We start from the raw sequence: 19,477 nt of genomic DNA, 5'->3' as shown, positions 1-19,477 counted from the left end.
ATTTGCTGATTAACATCTCACTCAAAAATTATTTTACTAACGATACTATTATAGATACCGAATTATCTATAACGGAACGTTCTGGGCGTGATTTCATTAACACTGTTAATCCAATTAAGGACGTGACTAATGTTTGCGCTAATGCTTTAGCGTTCAAATCACTTTGTAGTTCTCCTGATCGAATTCCTTTCATGATTAATTCTTGAAAAATAACTGCAAGATACATTTGGTGTTCTCTAGTCAGTACTTCAAACTTTTCATTATGAGGAGCAAGCTCAACCATTGTGTTAATACAAAAACAGCCTTTACTGAACTCTTTTTTATATTCCTCTTCCACCATATTTTCAAAAAACATCTGAATTGCTTCTTTTACAGATTGTTCGTTTTGAAGTTTTGTTCGTATACGAGCCGCATGTAAATTTGTGTATCTCCTTAATGCCGCTTCAAATAAGCCCTCTTTATCACCAAAAGCTGAATATAAACTCGGTTTTTGTATTTCCATTCTTGCAGTTAGATCACTTAATGAAGTAGCAGCGTATCCTTTCTCCCAAAAAAGTTGCATAGCAGCATCCAAAGCTTTTTCTTCATCAAATTCGCGTAGTCGAGCCATTTAAAAATATCCCCTTCCTCTACATTTTCAAATTATAAACTAACACTTTATGTACCAATCAGTATATTATATATCGTATTAAATTATAAACGATGTGTCAAAGAAAATGGAATTAAATCAAAAGAAACTTGACATATATATTTACTCAAGATTATATTTTACTTACAAAATAACATACCGTTCGGTACGTTATTTACAACAATACAAAATGGAGCTGATTTTATGAATAGCAAGGAAAAGATGATGACCACTCTTAAACATAATGATCCCCAGTTACATTCACCTATTAGCACAAACATGTCCCGCTACATGACTCTATTATTCGCAATAGCTTGCGGGATGGCGGTGGCAAATATATATTTCGCTCATCCGCTACTTGATTCTTTATCAAATGAATTTAAGATTAGTCATTCAACTATCGGTATTGTGATTACTATTACTCAAGTTTGTTATGCAATCGGATTACTTTTATTAGTTCCACTTGGTGACTTATTAAACCAAAAAAGACTCATTATTGTTCAAATGGTTTTATCCGTTATCGCTTTAATTGTAATTGGGACCGCTCCCTCGGCCATCGTACTTTTTATAGGTATGGCCTTAGTAGGAATTCTTGCAACAGTTACGCAAACGCTCGTCGCATACGCATCAATTTTAGCAAATCCAGCAGAACGTGGACGCATAGTAGGTTTCGTTACAAGCGGCGTTGTAATAGGCATTCTCCTTGCGCGTACATTTGCAGGCGCATTAACAGACTTAGCTGGATGGCGGTCCGTTTATCTCACTTCCGCTACCCTTATACTATTCGTAACTGTTTTGTTATATCGTAATTTACCTACTCTTGGACAGAGCAAAATGACAACTATGCCTTACCGGAAGTTAATACGTTCTGTACTCTTATTATTTATAGAAGAACGACTCTTACGCATTCGCGGAATATTAGCATTGCTCATTTTCACTTCATTCAGTATTTTATGGACTTCTTTAGTATTACCTCTAAGTGCTACACCACATAATTTTTCACATACAGCTATTGGTGCATTCGGCCTTGCTGGAGTTGCAGGTGCATTAGCTGCTACTAAAGCTGGACAATTAGCTGATAAAGGATTAGGTCAAAGAACAACTGGCATAGCTTTATCTTTATTAGTACTTTCATGGCTCCTAATTAAATCTATTAATCACTCTCTATTATTACTAATTTTAGGCATTATCCTCTTAGATTTAGCGGTGCAAGCTGTACATGTCACCAATCAAAGTATGCTGTTCACAGTGCGTCCCGAAGCAAGAAGTCGACTTACTGCCAGTTACATGGTTTTTTATTCTATCGGTAGTGCAACAGGTGCAATTCTTTCAACAAATACGTATGCAAAATATGGTTGGGATGGCGTATGCATATTAGGTGTATCTATTAGTGCTTGTGCTCTTTTATTTTGGATAATAACCTTGCGGCGATCATCACAGCTGAACGAAGAATAATTCATTTATGATTAATACGTGTTTTTCTACAAGACTATAGAATAGCATTTATTTTTTAACACAAATCAACGGCATTTTCATATAAAAAATGCCGTTGATTCACAATTTCATAATAAGAGATCCTATACTATCGAAATACATCTATTACAAATTCCCTTTAACGTTTTCAACAATTTCGTTTATCGTATTTCGATCAAACTTATCACTAATTTCGTATGGCTCACGATCTCCTACGAATTGCACGCCTACGATATCATTGCGATCCTTACCGTATTGCACTTCAATAATAAATCCACGCTCTATTTGTTTCCAAATGAGGCCTGCTTCATCTTTATTATCTAAAATAATGCAGTCTTCAATATTTTCGTCAATCCCAATTAACTTATTATCATCCATATATCCAATCTCGTATTGTTGCCGTTCTTTCGCTTTGCCACTTACTAATATACCTTTGCTACCATATGAATAATCCATATAGTCCTTTTTCTCCGTTTGTACCGCTTTCGGCTTTTGTGCTTCAGTTTTTTCAGTAGCCCCACAACCTGTAATAAGACTGATTGGCATAACCACTATTAATACTAATCTAGTGAATTTCTTTATCATTTGTAACCAACCTCATATATTTAATGTAAAACTCCATTTATTACTCTATTAACGAATAACATGATACTAAGTAAACAGAACGAAAGATAACATATTATTTACATACCCACACTTTAATGAAGGACCAGACCATTTAAACCTAGTCCTACATAACTTTAGCTTTGCTTCACATACTTAATTGTATGAAATGACGTCTCATTAAATAATCGCAAGTTTTCCCCATCATAATCTTGAACTTTATATGCTATTTTCTTTTTTTGAATTGTATCTTCTACACCGTCTACTAAACGTTTATTGAGATGTAAATAGATTGTAAAAGCTTCCTTATCATATTCCCAAGTGCCTTCAATATAATTCTTTTTATTTGGATACTCACCTTTACCATACGTTTCAAATGTCTTATCACCTTTTAAAATAAGTGACATAATGAAACCGTCTGTTCCTTTGAATCCCCAATTACCAATTAATTCCGTACCATCCTTCACATTCTTCATAACGTTATCCGTATTAATTCCAGCTTTCTTATCTAACTCTTTCAAATCTTTCACAGATACTGTACCGTCACCGATTTTAATATCCCCTTCAAGGTCTTTGAATGCCTTAAGCCAGTAAATATCTCCTTCTTTCACTAACTTTTCGGATTTCTCCATTAACTCTTTATCAGTCTTATCGCCTTTTTCTCTTTTTTCTTTTCGGGTGAATACTTCATTGATTAAAGAAAAAGACTCTCTAAAATAACTAATTGCTTTTTCAAAATCCTTTTGTTGATTTACATACTCTGCAGGGGGATCTATCGACTCGAATTTATCTAACGTTTTATTTAATTCTTTCACACTATCTACTATATCTGATTTCTTTTTCTTACCGTCAAAAACCTCTCTTGTAATATTGTTATGCTCCGCAAACAACTTATCAAACTCTATCCCTAATTTATACACTTTATTAGGATAGTCTTCCTTTGAAACTTTTTCTTTCTTACTATTAGACTTCGATTCTTTTACTTTAGACTCTTCTGTTTTCTCCTGTTTAGAAGTGTTCGTTTTCTCAGAAACTCCACAACCAAATAACAACATGACCGGAACTGCTACCCCTAGTAGTTTCTTTGTATTCATGACTGATTTCTCCTTTTACTTGAATAGATTACTCTTGCTATACCCATCCTCTTTTTTTATCTTGTAATTAAAGTTACAATCGCAATAACTCCTAGAATCGGTCCCCAATATTCCATTTTTATAAAAAATAATGAGTGCTTTTTGTTAAACATAACTTTTTCACCAGTTTCGGCATCTATATAAACTTTCCCATCTGGCTTATTAATATATTTACCTAAATACCAAGACATAACCCCTGATATAATAAACATTACCGCCATTGGCCAACTATGGTCTTGAAAATATGTAGCGTCCCCCGTTATAGATCCAAAGATAGCCTTACCCAAAAGAGTATTAATAATTACAATAATTGCGACTAAAAAACCCCAACCAGACCAAATAATCATCTATTTCTCCTCCTAAAGCGTACAACTTTGTACTTTATGTTAATTTGAACTGCAAACGAAAATGTTTAAAAAACCGAATATTCAGACGTTAATAATTATATTTAGCTTACATTCGATTCTAACTTTAATGTCCTAAATGCAAATGAACCAGATATAATTTGTAAAATTGTCGGAATAAGTAAAAAGAATAATGACATAAATAACATAACTATAGGAATCACAATCATACAAACTCCATAAACTTTATTATTAACCTTGTTTACTAAACACGATAAAATGAACAATCCTATTTGAACCGTTAAAATAATAGAGTAATAAGCTAAAAGTTCGTAATCAACACCTTCCATAATATTAAACGCTACAACTATTAATATTATGGAAATAATAATTCCCAAAATGCCACCAATTAAACCTAATACGAATTCAGGTGTTCTTTTCAATTCAATCCCCCTTTTATGAACCACTAACAACTTGTATATTTTTCCCATTCACCATCATACCAAATATTCGCTGGAAAAACTATACATACTTTTCATTCTTCCTTACCTTACAGTGACCTTCTTACCATTATAGATAGCTTGTAGCAGTCACAAAATCAAAACCTTCAAAATTACTAACCGGTTTCGATACTTTTAGAAAGTAGACATACCTCTTGAATACAATTAGTATTAACATATGAAATATGAAAAGCTTAAAAAGGCTTTTACATGATGAAAGGAAGTTGCACAACTATGGATTTTAAAACAGTTATGCAAGAACTTGAAGCTCTAGGTAAGGAACGAACGAAAAAAATATACATATCTAACGGTGCGCATGAGCCAGTATTCGGAGTAGCTACAGGTGCTATGAAACCAATCGCTAAAAAAATAAAATTAAATCAAGAGTTAGCTGAAGAGCTTTATGCCACAGGTAACTACGACGCTATGTACTTTGCAGGCATTATTGCCGATCCAAAAGCTATGAGTGAGTCTGATTTTGATCGCTGGATAGACGGGGCATATTTTTATATGCTATCTGATTATGTAGTGGCAGTAACTTTATCGGAGTCAAATATCGCACAAGATGTTGCTGATAAATGGATTGCAAGTGGGGACGAGCTTAAAATGTCTGCCGGCTGGAGTTGCTACTGTTGGCTTTTAGGAAATCGCAAAGACAATGAGTTTTCCGAAAGTAAAATTTCCGATATGCTTGAAATGGTGAAAGATACAATTCATCATTCTCCAGAACGAACAAAATCCGCTATGAATAATTTCCTAAACACCGCGGCAATTTCATATGTACCACTACATGAAAAAGCAGTCGAGATTGCAAAAGAAGTTGGTGTAGTTGAAGTCAAACGTGATAATAAAAAAAGCAGTTTGTTAAATGCTTCTGAAAGTATTCAGAAAGAACTTGATAGAGGAAGACTTGGTTTTAAGCGTAAGTATGTAAGGTGTTAAAAGTATGAAGGTGTCAATGTAGGAGAGATTGACACCTTTTTTGTGGACATTACTAGACTAACGGAGCTGCAAGTTAAAGGGAACCAATCATTCATCTCCCACTATACATCTCAAACTTCTTCTTTCAATTTATATACCCTATCTCTTTTCTCATCATCTTTGATAAAAATAAGTTTTCCTTCTGTAACAAAACCTTCTAATAGTAAACATACTTGTCCATATGCTTTAGGCTTATTCGTAGTGAATCTTTCATCGGGTATTTTACCAGATCGTATTAATCGTTCACATAGCTCAAGCGCACTTATTTCTTCAGAATCAATTAATTCTAAAATATCTTTTTGTAATGGTGATAAAGAGGCTGGTACCTTACATACCTCAGCTACCTCCACCTTTTCTTTTTCTTCTTCAAATAAATCTTCAAATGAAATTTGATTCATTACACCTGTTCCTTTCTAACAATTGATTTATATAACATGAATTGAATTCTATAGGTACGAAAACTTTAAATATTAGTCATTGTTATGTAGCGCTTACCTCGTTACATGAATTTCAAACTCATGTACATCATTTCATATAGTATATTTTGATTATACCAAATATACGTTCTGTCTTCTATTGTAGAATTTTTATAACGGAAATGAAAGTAATAGTGAACATTTTTCTTCTCTTTAGTTGTATAGAAAACTATGTAAAAGTTTACATAATAAAATTATAGTGATCTGTTAAATTTCTACGCAAAAAAGCACTTGTTGCCTCAAGTAGACAATCAAGTGCTTTAACTTCATATGTTCTATAAGTAACATTAATCCGTCACTATTCTTTTTTCAATAGTCCAACTAAAGCTAGTTAATTTGGATATTTTACATATTTACTCGCTAATAATACATTCCTTAATTTAACAAAAAAATATTTTAAGATTTATTTTGCTCTTCATATTCTTTCATCTCTTCGAATTTTCTTCGCTCATTTTCATTACTAGGTTTCTTCCCTAAATATTTATATTCAAAATAATCCACTCGGTCATTCGATCCAAAAGTAGATTGATACCATTTAGTATACCCATAATAAATTTTTACTTTCCCCTCAGATGTCACAATCATATCAAAAGAATACCAAGGTTCCTGATTATTTTTTATAAATATTTCCTGTAACTCTACACTTAAATGAAATAATTCATCATATGTCTTATCATATTCTTTTTCACTCACATTAAATACATCTGGTATATCATGGGAATATATATATTCATCCGATCTATCTGGGGTATTGAAAAAGAATAATACCCCACCCTCTTGGTTATAAATCTCTGCATTAAAATAAAAGATATCCCATTCTACGGGAATTGTATCATTTATTTTTTGCGCTATATTTTGATAGATTTTATTTAATTCTAATTCGAACACTTTTACATCAACCTCCTGTTTTATTAAGTATTTCACGTATTACCTTACGTTGGCCTTCAATTTGGTATTTATTTTAAATGAGTTTGGTCTTAGTGATGAACCTAAGTATACTGGTTCAATTTTTACTGATACTTTTTTAGGAGGCTTCCCACCTAATGCATTAACCCATTCTTTCTCCATATTATACCATTCTCCACCCGAACGATTAATTTGTTTATTTTGAGCGATTAAATTATCAATATCACCGGATCCATGGAATTGCTTCCCTATCAAGTGCCCACCATCATCAGGCAATCTATCTTCTCTTCCTGCAGCCACTTGCATTCCTGTGTTTCGTTTTCCTTTTTGAAGTATTAATCCTTCCGCCTCAACATCTACTATTCTACCAAGTTCATCTGTTGTATATTTATAACCATCCTCAGTGATATAGCGTACGTTTGGCGCAAGTTCTTTCCTTCCATTTTTTCCTTTAACAATGTGCTTCCCAAGATCTTTCTCTTTTATTTCAGTTATCTTAGGAGTTTCACCCGTACCCTTAACCCCACCACTCTCCAAATTCGAGATCCTATTCTGAATACTCGCCTTTGAGGCATCATGGGCTTCTTGGAATTTCCCGCTATAGTTCGTTCCAGTTCTAACGACACTTCCATCTGGCAGTATTTCTACACCTTTAAAGATTGGGGATATGGAGTCCGCACCTTTTGCTAATGTATTTTCAATTATATAATACTAGGAATTTATGTTAGCCTTAATTCATAAAAAATTACTTTTTATAAATTTAACCCAAGTTTCTCGTTACCACATTTCTATATTATAACATTAACTCAATCGTATCTTTTAAAGCTTCATTTACATTAATAGCCTTTTAAATAAAAAAACTGAAAGAGGATTAATCCACCTTCCAGTTTCTTCTTTCATTATTCTATCGGCCCCATAAATTGAGTAATTAAATAAACATGCTCGATAAGTTTGACTTTTTGTAAGTTTTCTACTTTTTCTGGTCCACCTAGTGCAAGTAAAGGTGTGTAACCAAAACATTCATCTATTTCAAGCTTTCCGTATTTATTTAATGCCTGCTGATAATGCTTCCAATCCAATCCTTTCTCTAAAAAATAATCATCTTTCGTATTTTTAAAGAAAAACTTGAATTTTCCAGCTACTACATCTACCGTACCTTTTCGATACTTAAGTAATAATAAATAGTTATTTTCCCACACAAGAATATCTCCCATACCTGTTGTAAAAATTGGGATAGCTTCTTCATAACGGATATAACTTTCCTTTAATATATCTAAATATTTTTCTGGGTTTATTGCTCTTAAGTATCCATTTAACATACTCCCAAACCCATAGCATTTCCATAAATCTATTATTTGATCTGGAACTTTCCCTGTATACTTTTCAATAACCTCTGTTGATGGTTTTTCGAAAGATATAAAATCATTTATATTTTCCATAGTATCCCCCTACTCCGATTTCAATCTAACATTAAGATATGTCAAATTTTTTTCTTCCTCTGATAAGGTGTCAGCAACTAGTCTAATTTCCTTATCCACATTACCAATCCTGCTTTTCCACTGCGAACCTATTGATGAATTAATTCTAGAATCACCCATGCCAGTTATTTTTAATGGATTTCCACCCGCAATTTGATCTGGGTCATGTAATGTAGCTTTATCCTTTATCCACTTTAAAGCTTGCTCTTCTGCTTCCCTAAATGAAAAACCTTCTTCCATAAATTCATCAATTTTATCTTGCACAGCTTGTTTTCGTGTTAATCTTTGAGCTGAATTTGCTTGTTTTGATCTCCCCTATTTTAAAAATTAGTTCCGATTCTAAATAAACTCATAAACTGTCAATTTTCCCAGTCCATCTTCTTGGTTTTTTAATTGTCATATAAACTCATCTTCATTATGTTTCCGATTACGTTTAAATTTGATTCCAATTTCGTCAGTACGCGAGCTATTATTACCCACTCCGCTAGTTTTATTACTTCCTTCTAATTTACTATGCCCATGAGCAAGTTGATAAGCATCATCCTTAGCTGCCGTACTTGCCTTTGAAAACTTTCCAGCTACTTCTCCAACAGTTGAAGATTCTATATAAGGAAGCTTCATTCCTATTCCAGTATCCACCGTCCTAACTGCTACTGGAATAGGAGTATTTTTCATAGCATCTAGTGCATTTTTTAAAGTCTTATTTTCCTTAAGCGATTGTACCACATTATTTCTACGCTAAAACGCAAAAAAGCACTCGTTGCCTTTAATTGACAATCAAGTGCTTTAAGTTCATATGTTTTTAAGTAGCATAAATTTGTAAGTTTTGTAGTAACAGTATGACACCTTTTATATGTGGTAACAACTACTACGTTAAAACTTACGAGTTTGTACAAGTTCGTTAGTTTAATATATATTCCATGTGTTTATATTCAGCACCCAGTAAAATGTCATCTCGCCAAAGCTCGTACTTCTTTTTCTTTTCTATCATTGTACATAGTACTCCATGATGGTACAACCATCATGGAGTTTACTCTTCAAAATAGCCATTTCTTTTTCTACCCACTTCTCATATATGCTTATGCATGTTTACGTTAAACCACTATAAACTTTTATCATATATGGTATTGCACTCAATTTTTTGTATCTTCAAGATTTTTAAGATGCTTTTCTAAGTATTTTTTCCCTGAATTACTTTTAGGCATAAGACCAAGATGTTCATATTCCCAAATAATCATTCTCTCGTGGGAATTTTCATCTGAAAGGTCATCATAATTAAAGTCAATATTAAACTTTCCTGTATTATCAAAAATCATAGTGAAATTTGTCCAAGCTTCTTGATCATTATCAATAAACTCTTTCTTCATTCTCTTAATACAATCTAACAAACGATGCCACTTCTTAAAATATTCTTCTTCTGGGACATTAAAGAGTTCAAAAATACTATGACTGTAAATAGGAGTACTATTCTCTTCAGGGTAGTAATAAAAATATGATTCTTGAGCACCTTCCCCAACCTCACCATACAGGTAAACCTTAAACCACTTCTCTGGAATTGTATCAATTACAACCTCTGCTATTTCATTGTATAACTTGCTTAATTTTTCATCATTCATCTAATTTTCCTCCTGGTACATTATCAAAATTCTTTAATCTCCATCTATCTTCATCACCAATTTTATATCTAATAACAAAACTGTCTGGACGTTTTGAATTCCCGCTATAATTCGGCGTTATTTTCACCCTAACTTTATCACCATCATTAAGAGCATTAGCCCATTCATTCTCTAGTTTTTTCCATTCTCCTCTGTTTAAGTTACTATTCATTGGAACTAAATTATCCATATTACCAGAGCCTTTAAATATAGTTGCAATTAAATGTCCGCCGTCATCATCATCCAAACGGTCATTCCCACCTACCACTCTCTGAGCGTAGTTATTCCGCTTGCCATCACCTAATTGAAGGCTACCCTCGCAACTTGCAACACGCCCTTGACTATCTGTTGTATATGTATATCCTTCTTTACTTGTATACTCAACATTTGGCTTTAATATCTTTTTACGTTTTTCCCTAGCATATTGTTCTCCATAGTTTACTTTTACAGGTCCTTCACCCGTACCCTTAACCCCACCACTCTCCAAATTCGAGATCCTACTCTGAATACTCGCCTTTGAGGCATCATGGGCTTCTTGGAATTTCCCGCTATAGTTCGTTCCAGTTCTAGCGACACTTCCATCTGGCAGTATTTCTACACCTTTAACGAATAGGGATACGGAGTTCATGTGCAGTGATAATCAAGTTGTTTAATTTTGTGTCTAGAAATGCAATAACCTTCTGCCTGTTAATTTGGTACGAGGTTATTAAAGTTGTTTAAAAATAAGTTTTATTTGTTGCACTTTTTCATTTAAGTGAATAATAAAAGTGTTTAATTTCTGGATAGCTAATAATTAATAATCACCCCTTTAATATTCAATCCCAAACATTAAAAATTACTTCACCGATATTTTCTGGTCGCCAATATTTAGCATCTTTTAATTCTTCTGTTAAGTTGTGTTCCCTAGGTATAAAAGGCTTTTCTAAATAAGCTTTCGACAAAACTTGATAGTACGCTTCAAATTCACTTTCTAATATGGGCATATCAATAAAACTAAAAATAATTTTTCCTTCTACATTTTTATCCGCAAAAGCTAAGAAAGGATAAAACTCATGCAATAAAATAATAAATTCCTTATCGTCTATTATCACTATCACTTCAAAAAAATTTTTGGGATAGTGTGGTTGTATCCATTCTACTATTTTGAATTTACATGTCCTCAATACATCATAAAATATTCTCTTTGTTTCATTTTCATTATGGGAATTTAAATGTATTGCTTTCAAACCTGTAATATGTGGCGGTATTTTCACTCCCAAAACCTCATTCCCTTTTATTAACTAACCACAGATATCGAAACATTATTCCTTTTATTATACGAGAAACTCAAAAGATGGTATTAAATTTCAATTCTGTACGATTTTTTAAACAACTTTATTATTCGTGGTCAGTCCACACCTTTGGCTACTAGACCTTTAATGAAGTAGTCCGCATCATTAATCTTATCTACGGTTTTCCAGCCTTGTATTTTTAAATTTTTTAATAGATTATTTTCCTTAAGCGATTGTACCACATTATTTCTACGCTAAAACGCAAAAAGCACTTGTTGCCTCAAATAGACAATCAAGTGCTTTAAGTTTCATCTGTTTTTAAGCAGCATAAATTTGTAAGTTTTGTAGTAACAGTATGACACCTTTTATATGTGGTAACAACTACTACGTTAAAACTTACGAGTTTGTACGAGTTCGCTAGTTTCATGCACATTGTACACCATGGTGATACAATCATCATGGTGTACGTATTTTCAAACACACTATTATTTTTCCTGTCTACTTCACATATACTTTGTTTTTTATTCATGTATGTGGTTATAATACTTACAAAATCACTATGTTTTTTATATTAAGACCGCTCTTCTTCATACTTTTTCATTCTTGCCATCAGTTCTTTGTCTATTTCATCTGTTAGTTCTCTATTTAAATATTTATACTCAAAATATTCAATTCTATCTGAAGGTCCAAATTCTGAATCATTCCAGTTAACATAACTAAACCGAACTGTTAATTTCCCTTCACCATTCACAATCATTGTAACTGAAAACCATGCCTCTTGTTGATTATCAATAAATACTTGTTGTAATTGAACTGTCAAATCAAATAATTCGTGCAGAAATTGATTATAAATTTTTCTATCAACATTATACATTCTAGGTATATAGTGTGAATATTTATATTCTTGTTTTTCATCTAAGGTTGTATAGAAAAAATAAACTCCTCCTTCCCCATCTTTCACCTCACCATTGAAGTAAAACTCTTCCCATTCAACAGGTATCATATCGTTTATCTTTTCAGCAATTTTACGATAAAGTTTATTTAATTCATTTTCAAATGACATATTATTTACCTCCTGCTTTATTTAAAATTTCACGTATAACCGGTTTCTTCCCTTGAATTTGATATTCTACCATGAACGAATTTGGTCTCATTGATTGCCCACTATATACTGGTTCAATCTTTACTGTCACTTTTTTAGGAGGCTTTCCACCTAATGCATTAGCCCATTCTTTCTCCATGTTATACCATTCTCCACCTGACCGATTAATCTGTTTATTTTGAGCGACTAAATTATCAATGTCACCGGATCCATGGAATTGCGTCCCTATCAAGTGCCCACCATCATCATCAGGCAATCTATCTTCTCTTCCTGCAGCCACTTGCATTCCTGTGTTTCGTTTTCCTTTTTGAAGTATTAATCCTTCCGCCCCAACATCTACTATTCTACCAAGCTCATCTGTTGTATATTTATAACCATCCTCAGTGATATAACGTACGTTTGGCGCAAGTTCTTTCCTTCCATTTTTTCCTTTAACAATGTGCTTCCCAAGATCTTTCTCTTTTATTTCAGTTATCTTAGGAGTCTCACCCGTACCCTATGTTGTAATCTTAAACCCTCACAATAAAAAAGCAAACCATGTAAAACCTTATTAAACTACTTCTTTTTCTTCCACTACCGGCAATTCATAAGCTGTTTTATATTTCATCATGCCATATACAATGTTTACAAGCCTTCTCATAATACATACCAATGCTTGTCCTTTTGTTTTTCCTTCTTTAAGCTTCTTTTGATAGTACGCATGAAACACTGGATTTCGTGGCATCTTACTCCCTTTTGCTACTTGCACTTGCTGTACTGCTAAATTATAAAATAAAGCGTGTAGCGCCCTGTTTCCTTGTTTGCTTTTGTGTGTCTTACCTTTCCCACCAGAACCAAAGTAAACAGGTGCAATCCCCGCAAATCGTGCTAATTTATTGGCATTTGAAAATCGCCTTACATCCCCAATTTCTGCAATTAATGCCGATGCCGTCACAAGTTCTATTCCCGGCATCGTCTCTAATTGATAATCTAGTAGATTTACTAGCTGTTTTAATTCTCTTTCGATGTATTTCATTTCTGTCTTTTTAAACTCAATGTCCCGTACAATACTTCTTACTAAAAAGTCTCGTGTTTCTTGATATTCCTTCATTGTATGTCCATCTTCTTTTACAAGTTTTAATATGTCGCTTGCTTTCTTTACTGAACATGTATTGTTGCTAACATCTAATAAAAAAGCTGTTAATTGTTTTATATTTGCCCCCTCTAAACAAGAGGGTGACGGATATTGCTGCCAAAATGCTAATGCTGTTTTTCCATCTAACTCTGAGAAAAACTTTTTATAACTTGGATAATGGTGGTTTAATTGAATATGTAATTGGTTCTTTAACGCACTTTGTGCTTTTACTAATGCATTCCTTCTTGACACTAGTTGTTGTATCGACCAAAATAAATCGTTTGGCTTTGCATCTGGTAATTGATTTAACTTATTTATTAGTATACGGGCTACGCATTCCGCATCCCAACTATCATTTTTTTGTATCATCACTTGGCTCTTTCGTTCTAAAAATGATAAAGCTGGATTTACTTCTTTCACTACTTGTTCATGATCTACTAAATATTTCGCTAATGCTCTTCCATAACCGCCAACATCCTCTAAACCAAATACAACTGATAAACCATCACTCACATATGTCTCTACTTCTAATAAAAACTTCGAAAATGCAGATGGTTTATTCTCAAATTGTATTTCTCCTAATTTCTCTTGCCAACAATTAATAATAACAGCCGTATGATACTCCTTATGTAAATCTACTCCTACATACAAATAGTTCTGTCTATTATGCATAACTCATCCCTCTATTCAATGATTTAGTCATATACAAAAATGTCGGCAACCTTAGTTCGAGCGTTCATCTTTCGATGCGCATAGGTACGCAAGCCTATCCATTTTTCATCTCTTTAGTAGTATGTATAGTAAAATGAGCTAATTTTTTAAGTGAGTTTATAAAATAATTGCTGCATGTTGTCCTTTTGTTTGTATTTTCCCGTATTTATACATGCCACGATAAAAATTCTCTCTATCTAACATGCGTTTCACTTGTACTTTCGTAAATTGTTTACCTTTCGCTGTGCAGTAGCCTTCTACATTCAATTGTTCTGCCAATTGGGTAAGTGACCAATGTTTAAAAATGTGTCTTAACTCAAATAGTCTACGTACAACTACTGCTTTCCCAGCATCTACTTCTAACACCTTTTGTCCTTTTTTGGCCTTGTAGCCAAAAAGTACGCCACCACCTGCATATCCACCTCGTTCAGCCTTCTTCTTTCTACCTCTACTTAACTTCAATGCAATTTCAAGTCTTTGATATTGGTCTAATAGTTCTAACATGCCATTCACCAAAAAGTCATTTGGATCATGTGTGTAAATACTATAGCTTGATTGTTCAATTGCCTTCACATCTACTTCATGTTTCTTTAGTTCTCGTTGTATCAATACTTTCGCCATATCAGAGCGCCACAATCGTGATGTATTCAACACAACAACATAGCTTACTTGTTTATACGCCATATCGGACAATAGCTCTTGTAGTCCATCACGTTCAACTGTTAATCCCTCTTCATCAACAGTCGCTCCGCTTAATCCTCTATCTTCATACACACGAAGTAGTTCTAAATTATTTTCGTTACAGTAACGTTCAATCTCTTCTATTTGATACGCTAAACTATACCCATCACGTACTTGTCCTTCCGTTGAAACTCGTATGTAACCAACTACTTTCTTTCCCATCATAAATCCCCTCCCGTTACAGTAATTTGAGTCCCTGTAACGTTTATCCGTTTTTTTGCGGATAACGTGTTCGTAACGTAAATCCGTTAAAACGTACTTTACGATGACTTCAAAACATAATACAACCCTTTATTTTTACAATAGTTTTTTCTCTAGTAGTGTCGTACACTGTACAAAGCCACTACAGTTTATAAAATTTAACACTTAATACATTTATAAAATTATACGTTTACCAACTTATTTCTACTCTAAAATGCAAAAAAGCACTTGTTGCCATAATTGACAATCAAGCGCTTTAAGTTCATCTGTTTTTAAGTAGCTTTAATTTATAAGTTTTATAATAATAGTATGACACCTTATATATATCGTGACAAATATTAATTTAAAACTAACGAGCTTGTACGAGTTCGTTAATTTTATGTCTCTTCCATGCGTTTATATTCATCTTTCGGTAAAATGTCATCTCACCTAAGCTCGCACCTCGTTTTCTGTTCTATCATTGTACGTAATACTCCATGATGGTACAACCATCATGGGTCTCTACTTTTAAACCACTTATTGTTTTTCTTTCCACTACAAATATACTTTATTTTTTATCTGGTGAATATACAATTATTCTCCCTTGTGGATATTCACCTTCCCATCCACAAGGCCATCCCCCAAGCTTATAAACCTCAAAGATTCTTTCATAAAAATTATCAACTTTTCCATTTACTAAACGATTTAGTGCACACATATGTAAATCTCCAATTATTTCTTCAAAAATATCAATATATTGTAATACAAAATCACCTGGATAGTTCTCAGATAATTGAATAATCTCCCTTATAGGACGCTCCATAGAGTTTAAATCATGCTCATATAATTGTCCTATTATTTCCCCACCTTCTGAGGATTTAATATCTTCCCAAACGTTTTCAACCTCATCCAAATCTTGAGACCATGCCAATTCTTGTGCTCTTTCATACTCATTAACCATAACAACATCACGATTTAGAAGGTTTTCATTATGAAAAAGTTGTAAATTTGTAATAAAATTAATAACCTCTTCGACTAATTGAGTGTTTTTTCCGTACTTCATTTATTTATCCACCTTTCCCAAAGTTCTTCAGTAGCACCGCCACCTCTTTGCCAAATCTTTATTTCTTCATTTAATTTTGTTTTGTAAAACTTCTCAATACCAATTTCTAATACCTTTGATTTGTATAATGGCAAGCCACTTTCTGTACCTTTTTTTAATTTTTGTTGCAATTCAAATACTTGTTGTTCCAACTCCTTAATACTTTGATTGATATTTAATTTATCTAACTGATCTTTAACCACATTATTATATACACTATGAAATCCTCTATGCCTAGACAAAGCACTTGGATCTTTTGCTGGTATCGGTAAAAATATCCCGTTATCAGCATGATCCATATCCATTCCAATTTTCTTTAATACCGGATGATTTCTTAAATTTTTAGGTATTATATGTTGCGCCTGATATCCTTTCCGTGATGCAGAACGTGGAAGCCCCATGGATTCCAATAAATTTTGCCCTAATTTTGTAGAACTACCTCCTGTAACCTTTCCAGGGGTACCTGGAATAAGTCTAGTAGCTTCACCCGTACCCTTAACCCCTCCACTACCCTTAGCAAGTTGATAAGCATCATCCTTAGCTGCCGTACTTGCCTTTGAAAACTTTCCGGCTACTTCTCCAACAGTTGAAGATTCTATATAAGGAAACTTCATTCCTATTCCAGTATCCACCGTCCTAACTGCTACTGGAATAGGAGTATTTTTCATAGCATCTAGTGCATTTTTTAAAGTCTTATTTTCCTTAAGCGATTGTACCACATTTTTACCCAAATTTGGATTAAAACCAGGCATTCCTTCTTTGAATTTTAATAATTTGGCTAAATCAGCTAATTCACTCGTCCCTTTGAATGCTTTTACTCCTTTTCCTACTGCTCCAACAACTGGGATTGCGTCTAATCCACCAAAAATGATGTTTCCTACCCGCTCTTCTTGGCTCAATTTCCGGTGTGTTCCCCAGTCTTCTCCGTCGATACCGCTTTTTATTTGTACACCTCCGTATACTACTGCGGCAGCGGCCCCGAGTGGTGGGCAAAGGATTGTTGTGATGATGATTCCTACGCCTATTCCTATGTCTCGCACCATTTCTAGTTTTTTCTGTTCATCTTCTATCGATTTGTATTCAAATCCTCGTGTGGATGGGACTACTTTCTTATATTCTTCATAATTTAGTTTTGCATCTGGATTTCGTTTTTTTAGTTCTTTGTATTCCTCTCTCAGTACATTATCAAATGCAGGTGAATCTTTAAAAATATCTTCTACTGTTATTTTATCTTTCTTCTTCTGTATTGTTTGTGGTACACTTCCGTAGCCCGCATGCGCACCTGGTAATACTGTCGTTGTTGTGGAGCCAATTCGGTTATTTGTTTCAAAACTGAGAATAGATGTATCTCTCACTTTTTGAGCGAATTTATCCATTTCTACTAAAAAAGGTTTATCTATATGTTCAGAGACTAATCGCCCTGCTTCTCCGCAATATTTTTGTAATGTCGTATAACTATCAAGTAATTCCCCGATTTTTTGCGATTGATCTTTAGGATTAAAATGTATACTACCATCCGAGTCTAAATCTCGTATTCTTCCATCAATTCTTTTTAATGATTCATTTGCTTCCCGTAATTTCATGAGTGCATCTTTTGTAATTCGATTCATACCATCTCCCATGTTTTGCCATGGTTCAGGTCTATATTTCACATCCATCTCGTTTTCATCCCCCCAGCCGTATGGTGATTTCTACAACTTACTTAATATTTCACGTAATTGTTCGTCCTTTTCAAGCATTTCTACACATACATTCCCTACAACTGTCGCTGACCTAGAATAGTGTTCAGCCAATTCTAGTGTTTTGTGTAATATATCAGGATATTTTTCAATTACTCTCATCGCTTCACCTTTTTGATAAAAATCACAGCTTAATAAACTCTCAATATTCGTTCCAATGACGTCTACATGGATTTTATATATATTTTCTAACTTCATTACTATATCTAGTAGTTCTTGAAAATTAACTAATACTTCTTCTCCACCACCAGAACCACTATCTCCCATTGATACTTGCATTATTGAATACCTCCTAACGAGAATTGTCTCGGGTCAATTAACTTTTTATATGGCATTTTTAACACGTCATACAATTTCTTATTAACCGCATAGAGGCTCACCCAGTCATATCGATTACGATCTACATCTATTTGAACGAAATCTTCTCCTTCAGTGAAATATAAGAAACATTCCCATTTTCCTCCTCTATTACTTCGAGGCCTCGTATACGTTTCTATCGCTATAACGTCTTTATTTGATAAATCTTTTTCCTCAAATGTTTGTTGTTCTGCCTCTGTCATTCTCTTTGAGAAAAATGTATCTTCTATTTCTCTCGGTTCTCTCAATAAGAAGGGTATGCGTGTTAATAATGAAAAATATACGTCCGGTTTTGGTATGTAGTCGATCTCGTATTTTTTATTTGGTTCTATTTCTGTTAATACAGCCACTCGGTCTTTATCCTCTTTTAAAAAGCCAATTAATACATTATTCATTCTCGTGTATTCATGACAATTTTCATATTCCTTTAATAGTTCAATTATTTGAAAAGCTGCAGGGGTAATTCCATTTTCACTTGTAAGTAGGCCTTTTTCTTTTAAACTCGTAGTTGCTTTCGTGACACATTCTGCATCAAGTAAAATAATTGCGTCACGGTTTGGCAATCCAAATATATCGGTAACCCCAGCTGCACCTGCGAGAACATATAATTCAGCAGGTGCAAAACTCATTTCTTTCCCCATTCTTTTATCCCCCGTTTCTCCATCACAATTGTTTTATCGCCCTTACTTCCGATCTATCTCCGTACGTTTGAATGCTTTTATCTAACTCTTTCAAAGCTTTCGTATGCCCTTCAAATGCCTCTACCATTTCTGAATTATATTGAATGATCAAATCAAGGTAACTTAAAAAAGCATCTCGCGTTTTTCCATTCCATTTCGCACCTGTGACATATGCTTTTAAGTCTTTCGCTTGGTTTAAAGAATCCTTCATACCATTTTCAATGTTTTGTGCGTAAGAAATGGCACTTGCAGTGTTACTTCCTATAATTTCAACCTCTTTACCACTCATGTTGGTTCCCTCCA

Annotated in this window: 22 protein-coding genes and 2 pseudogenes; 2 read left to right on the top strand and 22 right to left on the bottom strand. The window is 33.7% G+C overall.

What is annotated here, in order from left to right:
* Positions 1–28: 28 nt before the first annotated feature.
* Positions 29–610, bottom strand: coding sequence for a TetR/AcrR family transcriptional regulator (locus tag N2V92_RS18695; protein WP_000113331.1), 582 nt, complete (start codon positions 608–610; stop codon positions 29–31).
* Between the two features lie 222 nt (positions 611–832).
* Here N2V92_RS18695 and N2V92_RS18690 point away from each other — a divergent pair, with 222 nt between their 5' ends.
* Complete coding sequence (locus N2V92_RS18690; RefSeq protein WP_016077463.1) at positions 833–2,083, top strand: MFS transporter; 1,251 nt, start codon at positions 833–835, stop codon at positions 2,081–2,083.
* A gap of 144 nt (positions 2,084–2,227) precedes the next feature.
* On the opposite strand, the gene N2V92_RS18685 is transcribed toward N2V92_RS18690, so the two are convergent.
* The 4 genes from N2V92_RS18685 to N2V92_RS18670 all read right to left on the bottom strand — a co-directional run bounded on the left by N2V92_RS18685 (position 2,228) and on the right by N2V92_RS18670 (position 4,624).
* Positions 2,228–2,686, bottom strand: coding sequence for a hypothetical protein (locus tag N2V92_RS18685; protein ID WP_000591639.1), 459 nt, complete (start codon positions 2,684–2,686; stop codon positions 2,228–2,230).
* A gap of 155 nt (positions 2,687–2,841) precedes the next feature.
* Entirely contained in the window at positions 2,842–3,798 is a 957-nt protein-coding gene (locus tag N2V92_RS18680; RefSeq protein ID WP_042598369.1) for a DUF3994 domain-containing protein, read from the bottom strand.
* A gap of 56 nt (positions 3,799–3,854) precedes the next feature.
* Positions 3,855–4,184: a hypothetical protein gene (locus N2V92_RS18675; protein ID WP_000587853.1), complete on the bottom strand. Its 330-nt coding sequence runs from the start codon at positions 4,182–4,184 to the stop codon at positions 3,855–3,857.
* Positions 4,185–4,285: 101 nt separating this feature from the next.
* Complete coding sequence (locus N2V92_RS18670) at positions 4,286–4,624, bottom strand: DUF4064 domain-containing protein (RefSeq protein WP_000831724.1); 339 nt, start codon at positions 4,622–4,624, stop codon at positions 4,286–4,288.
* 291 nt (positions 4,625–4,915) lie between these two features.
* On the opposite strand from N2V92_RS18670, the gene N2V92_RS18665 reads away from it, so the two are divergent.
* Positions 4,916–5,623 carry a DNA alkylation repair protein gene (locus N2V92_RS18665; RefSeq protein WP_000346316.1) on the top strand — a complete coding sequence of 236 codons (708 nt, stop codon included), beginning with the start codon at positions 4,916–4,918 and terminating at the stop codon, positions 5,621–5,623.
* Positions 5,624–5,733: 110 nt separating this feature from the next.
* On the opposite strand, the gene N2V92_RS18660 is transcribed toward N2V92_RS18665, so the two are convergent.
* The 17 genes and pseudogenes from N2V92_RS18660 to N2V92_RS18580 form a co-directional block, all read right to left on the bottom strand.
* Positions 5,734–6,060: a DUF3895 domain-containing protein gene (locus N2V92_RS18660; RefSeq protein ID WP_001071910.1), complete on the bottom strand. Its 327-nt coding sequence runs from the start codon at positions 6,058–6,060 to the stop codon at positions 5,734–5,736.
* Positions 6,061–6,534: 474 nt separating this feature from the next.
* Positions 6,535–7,026 carry an immunity protein YezG family protein gene (locus N2V92_RS18655; protein WP_000462362.1) on the bottom strand — a complete coding sequence of 164 codons (492 nt, stop codon included), beginning with the start codon at positions 7,024–7,026 and terminating at the stop codon, positions 6,535–6,537.
* A gap of 7 nt (positions 7,027–7,033) precedes the next feature.
* Positions 7,034–7,704 (bottom strand): annotated as a pseudogene (locus tag N2V92_RS18650) (DNA/RNA non-specific endonuclease).
* Positions 7,705–7,943: 239 nt separating this feature from the next.
* Positions 7,944–8,483 (bottom strand): T6SS immunity protein Tdi1 domain-containing protein, encoded by a 540-nt coding sequence (locus tag N2V92_RS18645; protein ID WP_000427865.1) that lies wholly within the window; start codon positions 8,481–8,483, stop codon positions 7,944–7,946.
* Positions 8,484–8,492: 9 nt separating this feature from the next.
* Positions 8,493–9,251 (bottom strand): annotated as a pseudogene (locus N2V92_RS18640) (polymorphic toxin type 15 domain-containing protein); the annotation flags it as partial.
* Between the two features lie 404 nt (positions 9,252–9,655).
* Positions 9,656–10,138, bottom strand: coding sequence for an antitoxin YezG family protein (locus N2V92_RS18635; protein ID WP_000997350.1), 483 nt, complete (start codon positions 10,136–10,138; stop codon positions 9,656–9,658).
* Complete coding sequence (locus tag N2V92_RS18630; RefSeq protein ID WP_002082483.1) at positions 10,131–10,805, bottom strand: DNA/RNA non-specific endonuclease; 675 nt, start codon at positions 10,803–10,805, stop codon at positions 10,131–10,133. Before N2V92_RS18630 ends, N2V92_RS18635 begins: the two co-directional genes overlap by 8 nt.
* 187 nt (positions 10,806–10,992) lie before the next feature.
* Entirely contained in the window at positions 10,993–11,430 is a 438-nt protein-coding gene (locus tag N2V92_RS18625) for a hypothetical protein (RefSeq protein ID WP_000701307.1), read from the bottom strand.
* A 589-nt stretch (positions 11,431–12,019) separates the two neighbouring features.
* The gene (locus N2V92_RS18620) at positions 12,020–12,511 is read right to left on the bottom strand and encodes an immunity protein YezG family protein (RefSeq protein WP_000007322.1); all 492 of its coding nucleotides are present in this window, start codon (positions 12,509–12,511) and stop codon (positions 12,020–12,022) included.
* Between the two features lies 1 nt (position 12,512).
* Positions 12,513–13,025, bottom strand: a complete 513-nt coding sequence (locus N2V92_RS18615; protein WP_080117638.1) for a DNA/RNA non-specific endonuclease — start codon at positions 13,023–13,025, stop codon at positions 12,513–12,515.
* 75 nt (positions 13,026–13,100) lie between these two features.
* Complete coding sequence (locus N2V92_RS18610; RefSeq protein WP_000551903.1) at positions 13,101–14,336, bottom strand: IS110 family transposase; 1,236 nt, start codon at positions 14,334–14,336, stop codon at positions 13,101–13,103.
* Between the two features lie 156 nt (positions 14,337–14,492).
* Positions 14,493–15,278: a recombinase family protein gene (locus N2V92_RS18605; RefSeq protein ID WP_000516939.1), complete on the bottom strand. Its 786-nt coding sequence runs from the start codon at positions 15,276–15,278 to the stop codon at positions 14,493–14,495.
* 586 nt (positions 15,279–15,864) lie between these two features.
* Complete coding sequence (locus N2V92_RS18600; protein ID WP_000873544.1) at positions 15,865–16,359, bottom strand: hypothetical protein; 495 nt, start codon at positions 16,357–16,359, stop codon at positions 15,865–15,867.
* Entirely contained in the window at positions 16,356–18,056 is a 1,701-nt protein-coding gene (locus N2V92_RS18595) for an AHH domain-containing protein (RefSeq protein ID WP_000382747.1), read from the bottom strand. Before N2V92_RS18595 ends, N2V92_RS18600 begins: the two co-directional genes overlap by 4 nt.
* A 33-nt stretch (positions 18,057–18,089) precedes the next feature.
* On the bottom strand, positions 18,090–18,416 hold the full coding sequence (locus N2V92_RS18590; RefSeq protein ID WP_001198201.1) for a hypothetical protein: 327 nt from the start codon (positions 18,414–18,416) through the stop codon (positions 18,090–18,092).
* A complete protein-coding gene (locus N2V92_RS18585) occupies positions 18,416–19,135 on the bottom strand; it encodes a DUF5081 family protein (protein ID WP_000514121.1) in 720 nt (239 codons plus the stop codon). Before N2V92_RS18585 ends, N2V92_RS18590 begins: the two co-directional genes overlap by 1 nt.
* 22 nt (positions 19,136–19,157) lie before the next feature.
* Positions 19,158–19,463, bottom strand: a complete 306-nt coding sequence (locus N2V92_RS18580; protein WP_000014538.1) for a WXG100 family type VII secretion target — start codon at positions 19,461–19,463, stop codon at positions 19,158–19,160.
* Positions 19,464–19,477 lie beyond the last annotated feature (14 nt).

Origin of the sequence: Bacillus sp. CH_48, from assembly GCF_038008465.1 — a bacterium.
Lineage (GTDB): Bacteria > Bacillota > Bacilli > Bacillales > Bacillaceae_G > Bacillus_A > Bacillus_A thuringiensis_S.
This window is presented reverse-complemented; position numbering and strand designations above follow the sequence as displayed.

Bases quoted from the DNA above. Each gene is read 5' to 3' on its own strand.
- N2V92_RS18695 (WP_000113331.1), bottom strand. From the start codon at position 610: ATGGCTCGACTACGCGAATTTGATGAAGAAAAAGCTTTGGATGCTGCT.
- N2V92_RS18690 (WP_016077463.1), top strand. From the start codon at position 833: ATGAATAGCAAGGAAAAGATGATGACCACTCTTAAACATAATGATCCC.
- N2V92_RS18685 (WP_000591639.1), bottom strand. From the start codon at position 2,686: ATGATAAAGAAATTCACTAGATTAGTATTAATAGTGGTTATGCCAATC.
- N2V92_RS18680 (WP_042598369.1), bottom strand. From the start codon at position 3,798: ATGAATACAAAGAAACTACTAGGGGTAGCAGTTCCGGTCATGTTGTTA.
- N2V92_RS18675 (WP_000587853.1), bottom strand. From the start codon at position 4,184: ATGATTATTTGGTCTGGTTGGGGTTTTTTAGTCGCAATTATTGTAATT.
- N2V92_RS18665 (WP_000346316.1), top strand. From the start codon at position 4,916: ATGGATTTTAAAACAGTTATGCAAGAACTTGAAGCTCTAGGTAAGGAA.
- N2V92_RS18660 (WP_001071910.1), bottom strand. From the start codon at position 6,060: ATGAATCAAATTTCATTTGAAGATTTATTTGAAGAAGAAAAAGAAAAG.
- N2V92_RS18645 (WP_000427865.1), bottom strand. From the start codon at position 8,483: ATGGAAAATATAAATGATTTTATATCTTTCGAAAAACCATCAACAGAG.
- N2V92_RS18635 (WP_000997350.1), bottom strand. From the start codon at position 10,138: ATGAATGATGAAAAATTAAGCAAGTTATACAATGAAATAGCAGAGGTT.
- N2V92_RS18630 (WP_002082483.1), bottom strand. From the start codon at position 10,805: ATGAACTCCGTATCCCTATTCGTTAAAGGTGTAGAAATACTGCCAGAT.
- N2V92_RS18620 (WP_000007322.1), bottom strand. From the start codon at position 12,511: ATGTCATTTGAAAATGAATTAAATAAACTTTATCGTAAAATTGCTGAA.
- N2V92_RS18610 (WP_000551903.1), bottom strand. From the start codon at position 14,336: ATGCATAATAGACAGAACTATTTGTATGTAGGAGTAGATTTACATAAG.
- N2V92_RS18605 (WP_000516939.1), bottom strand. From the start codon at position 15,278: ATGGGAAAGAAAGTAGTTGGTTACATACGAGTTTCAACGGAAGGACAA.
- N2V92_RS18600 (WP_000873544.1), bottom strand. From the start codon at position 16,359: ATGAAGTACGGAAAAAACACTCAATTAGTCGAAGAGGTTATTAATTTT.
- N2V92_RS18595 (WP_000382747.1), bottom strand. From the start codon at position 18,056: ATGGATGTGAAATATAGACCTGAACCATGGCAAAACATGGGAGATGGT.
- N2V92_RS18590 (WP_001198201.1), bottom strand. From the start codon at position 18,416: ATGCAAGTATCAATGGGAGATAGTGGTTCTGGTGGTGGAGAAGAAGTA.
- N2V92_RS18585 (WP_000514121.1), bottom strand. From the start codon at position 19,135: ATGGGGAAAGAAATGAGTTTTGCACCTGCTGAATTATATGTTCTCGCA.
- N2V92_RS18580 (WP_000014538.1), bottom strand. From the start codon at position 19,463: ATGAGTGGTAAAGAGGTTGAAATTATAGGAAGTAACACTGCAAGTGCC.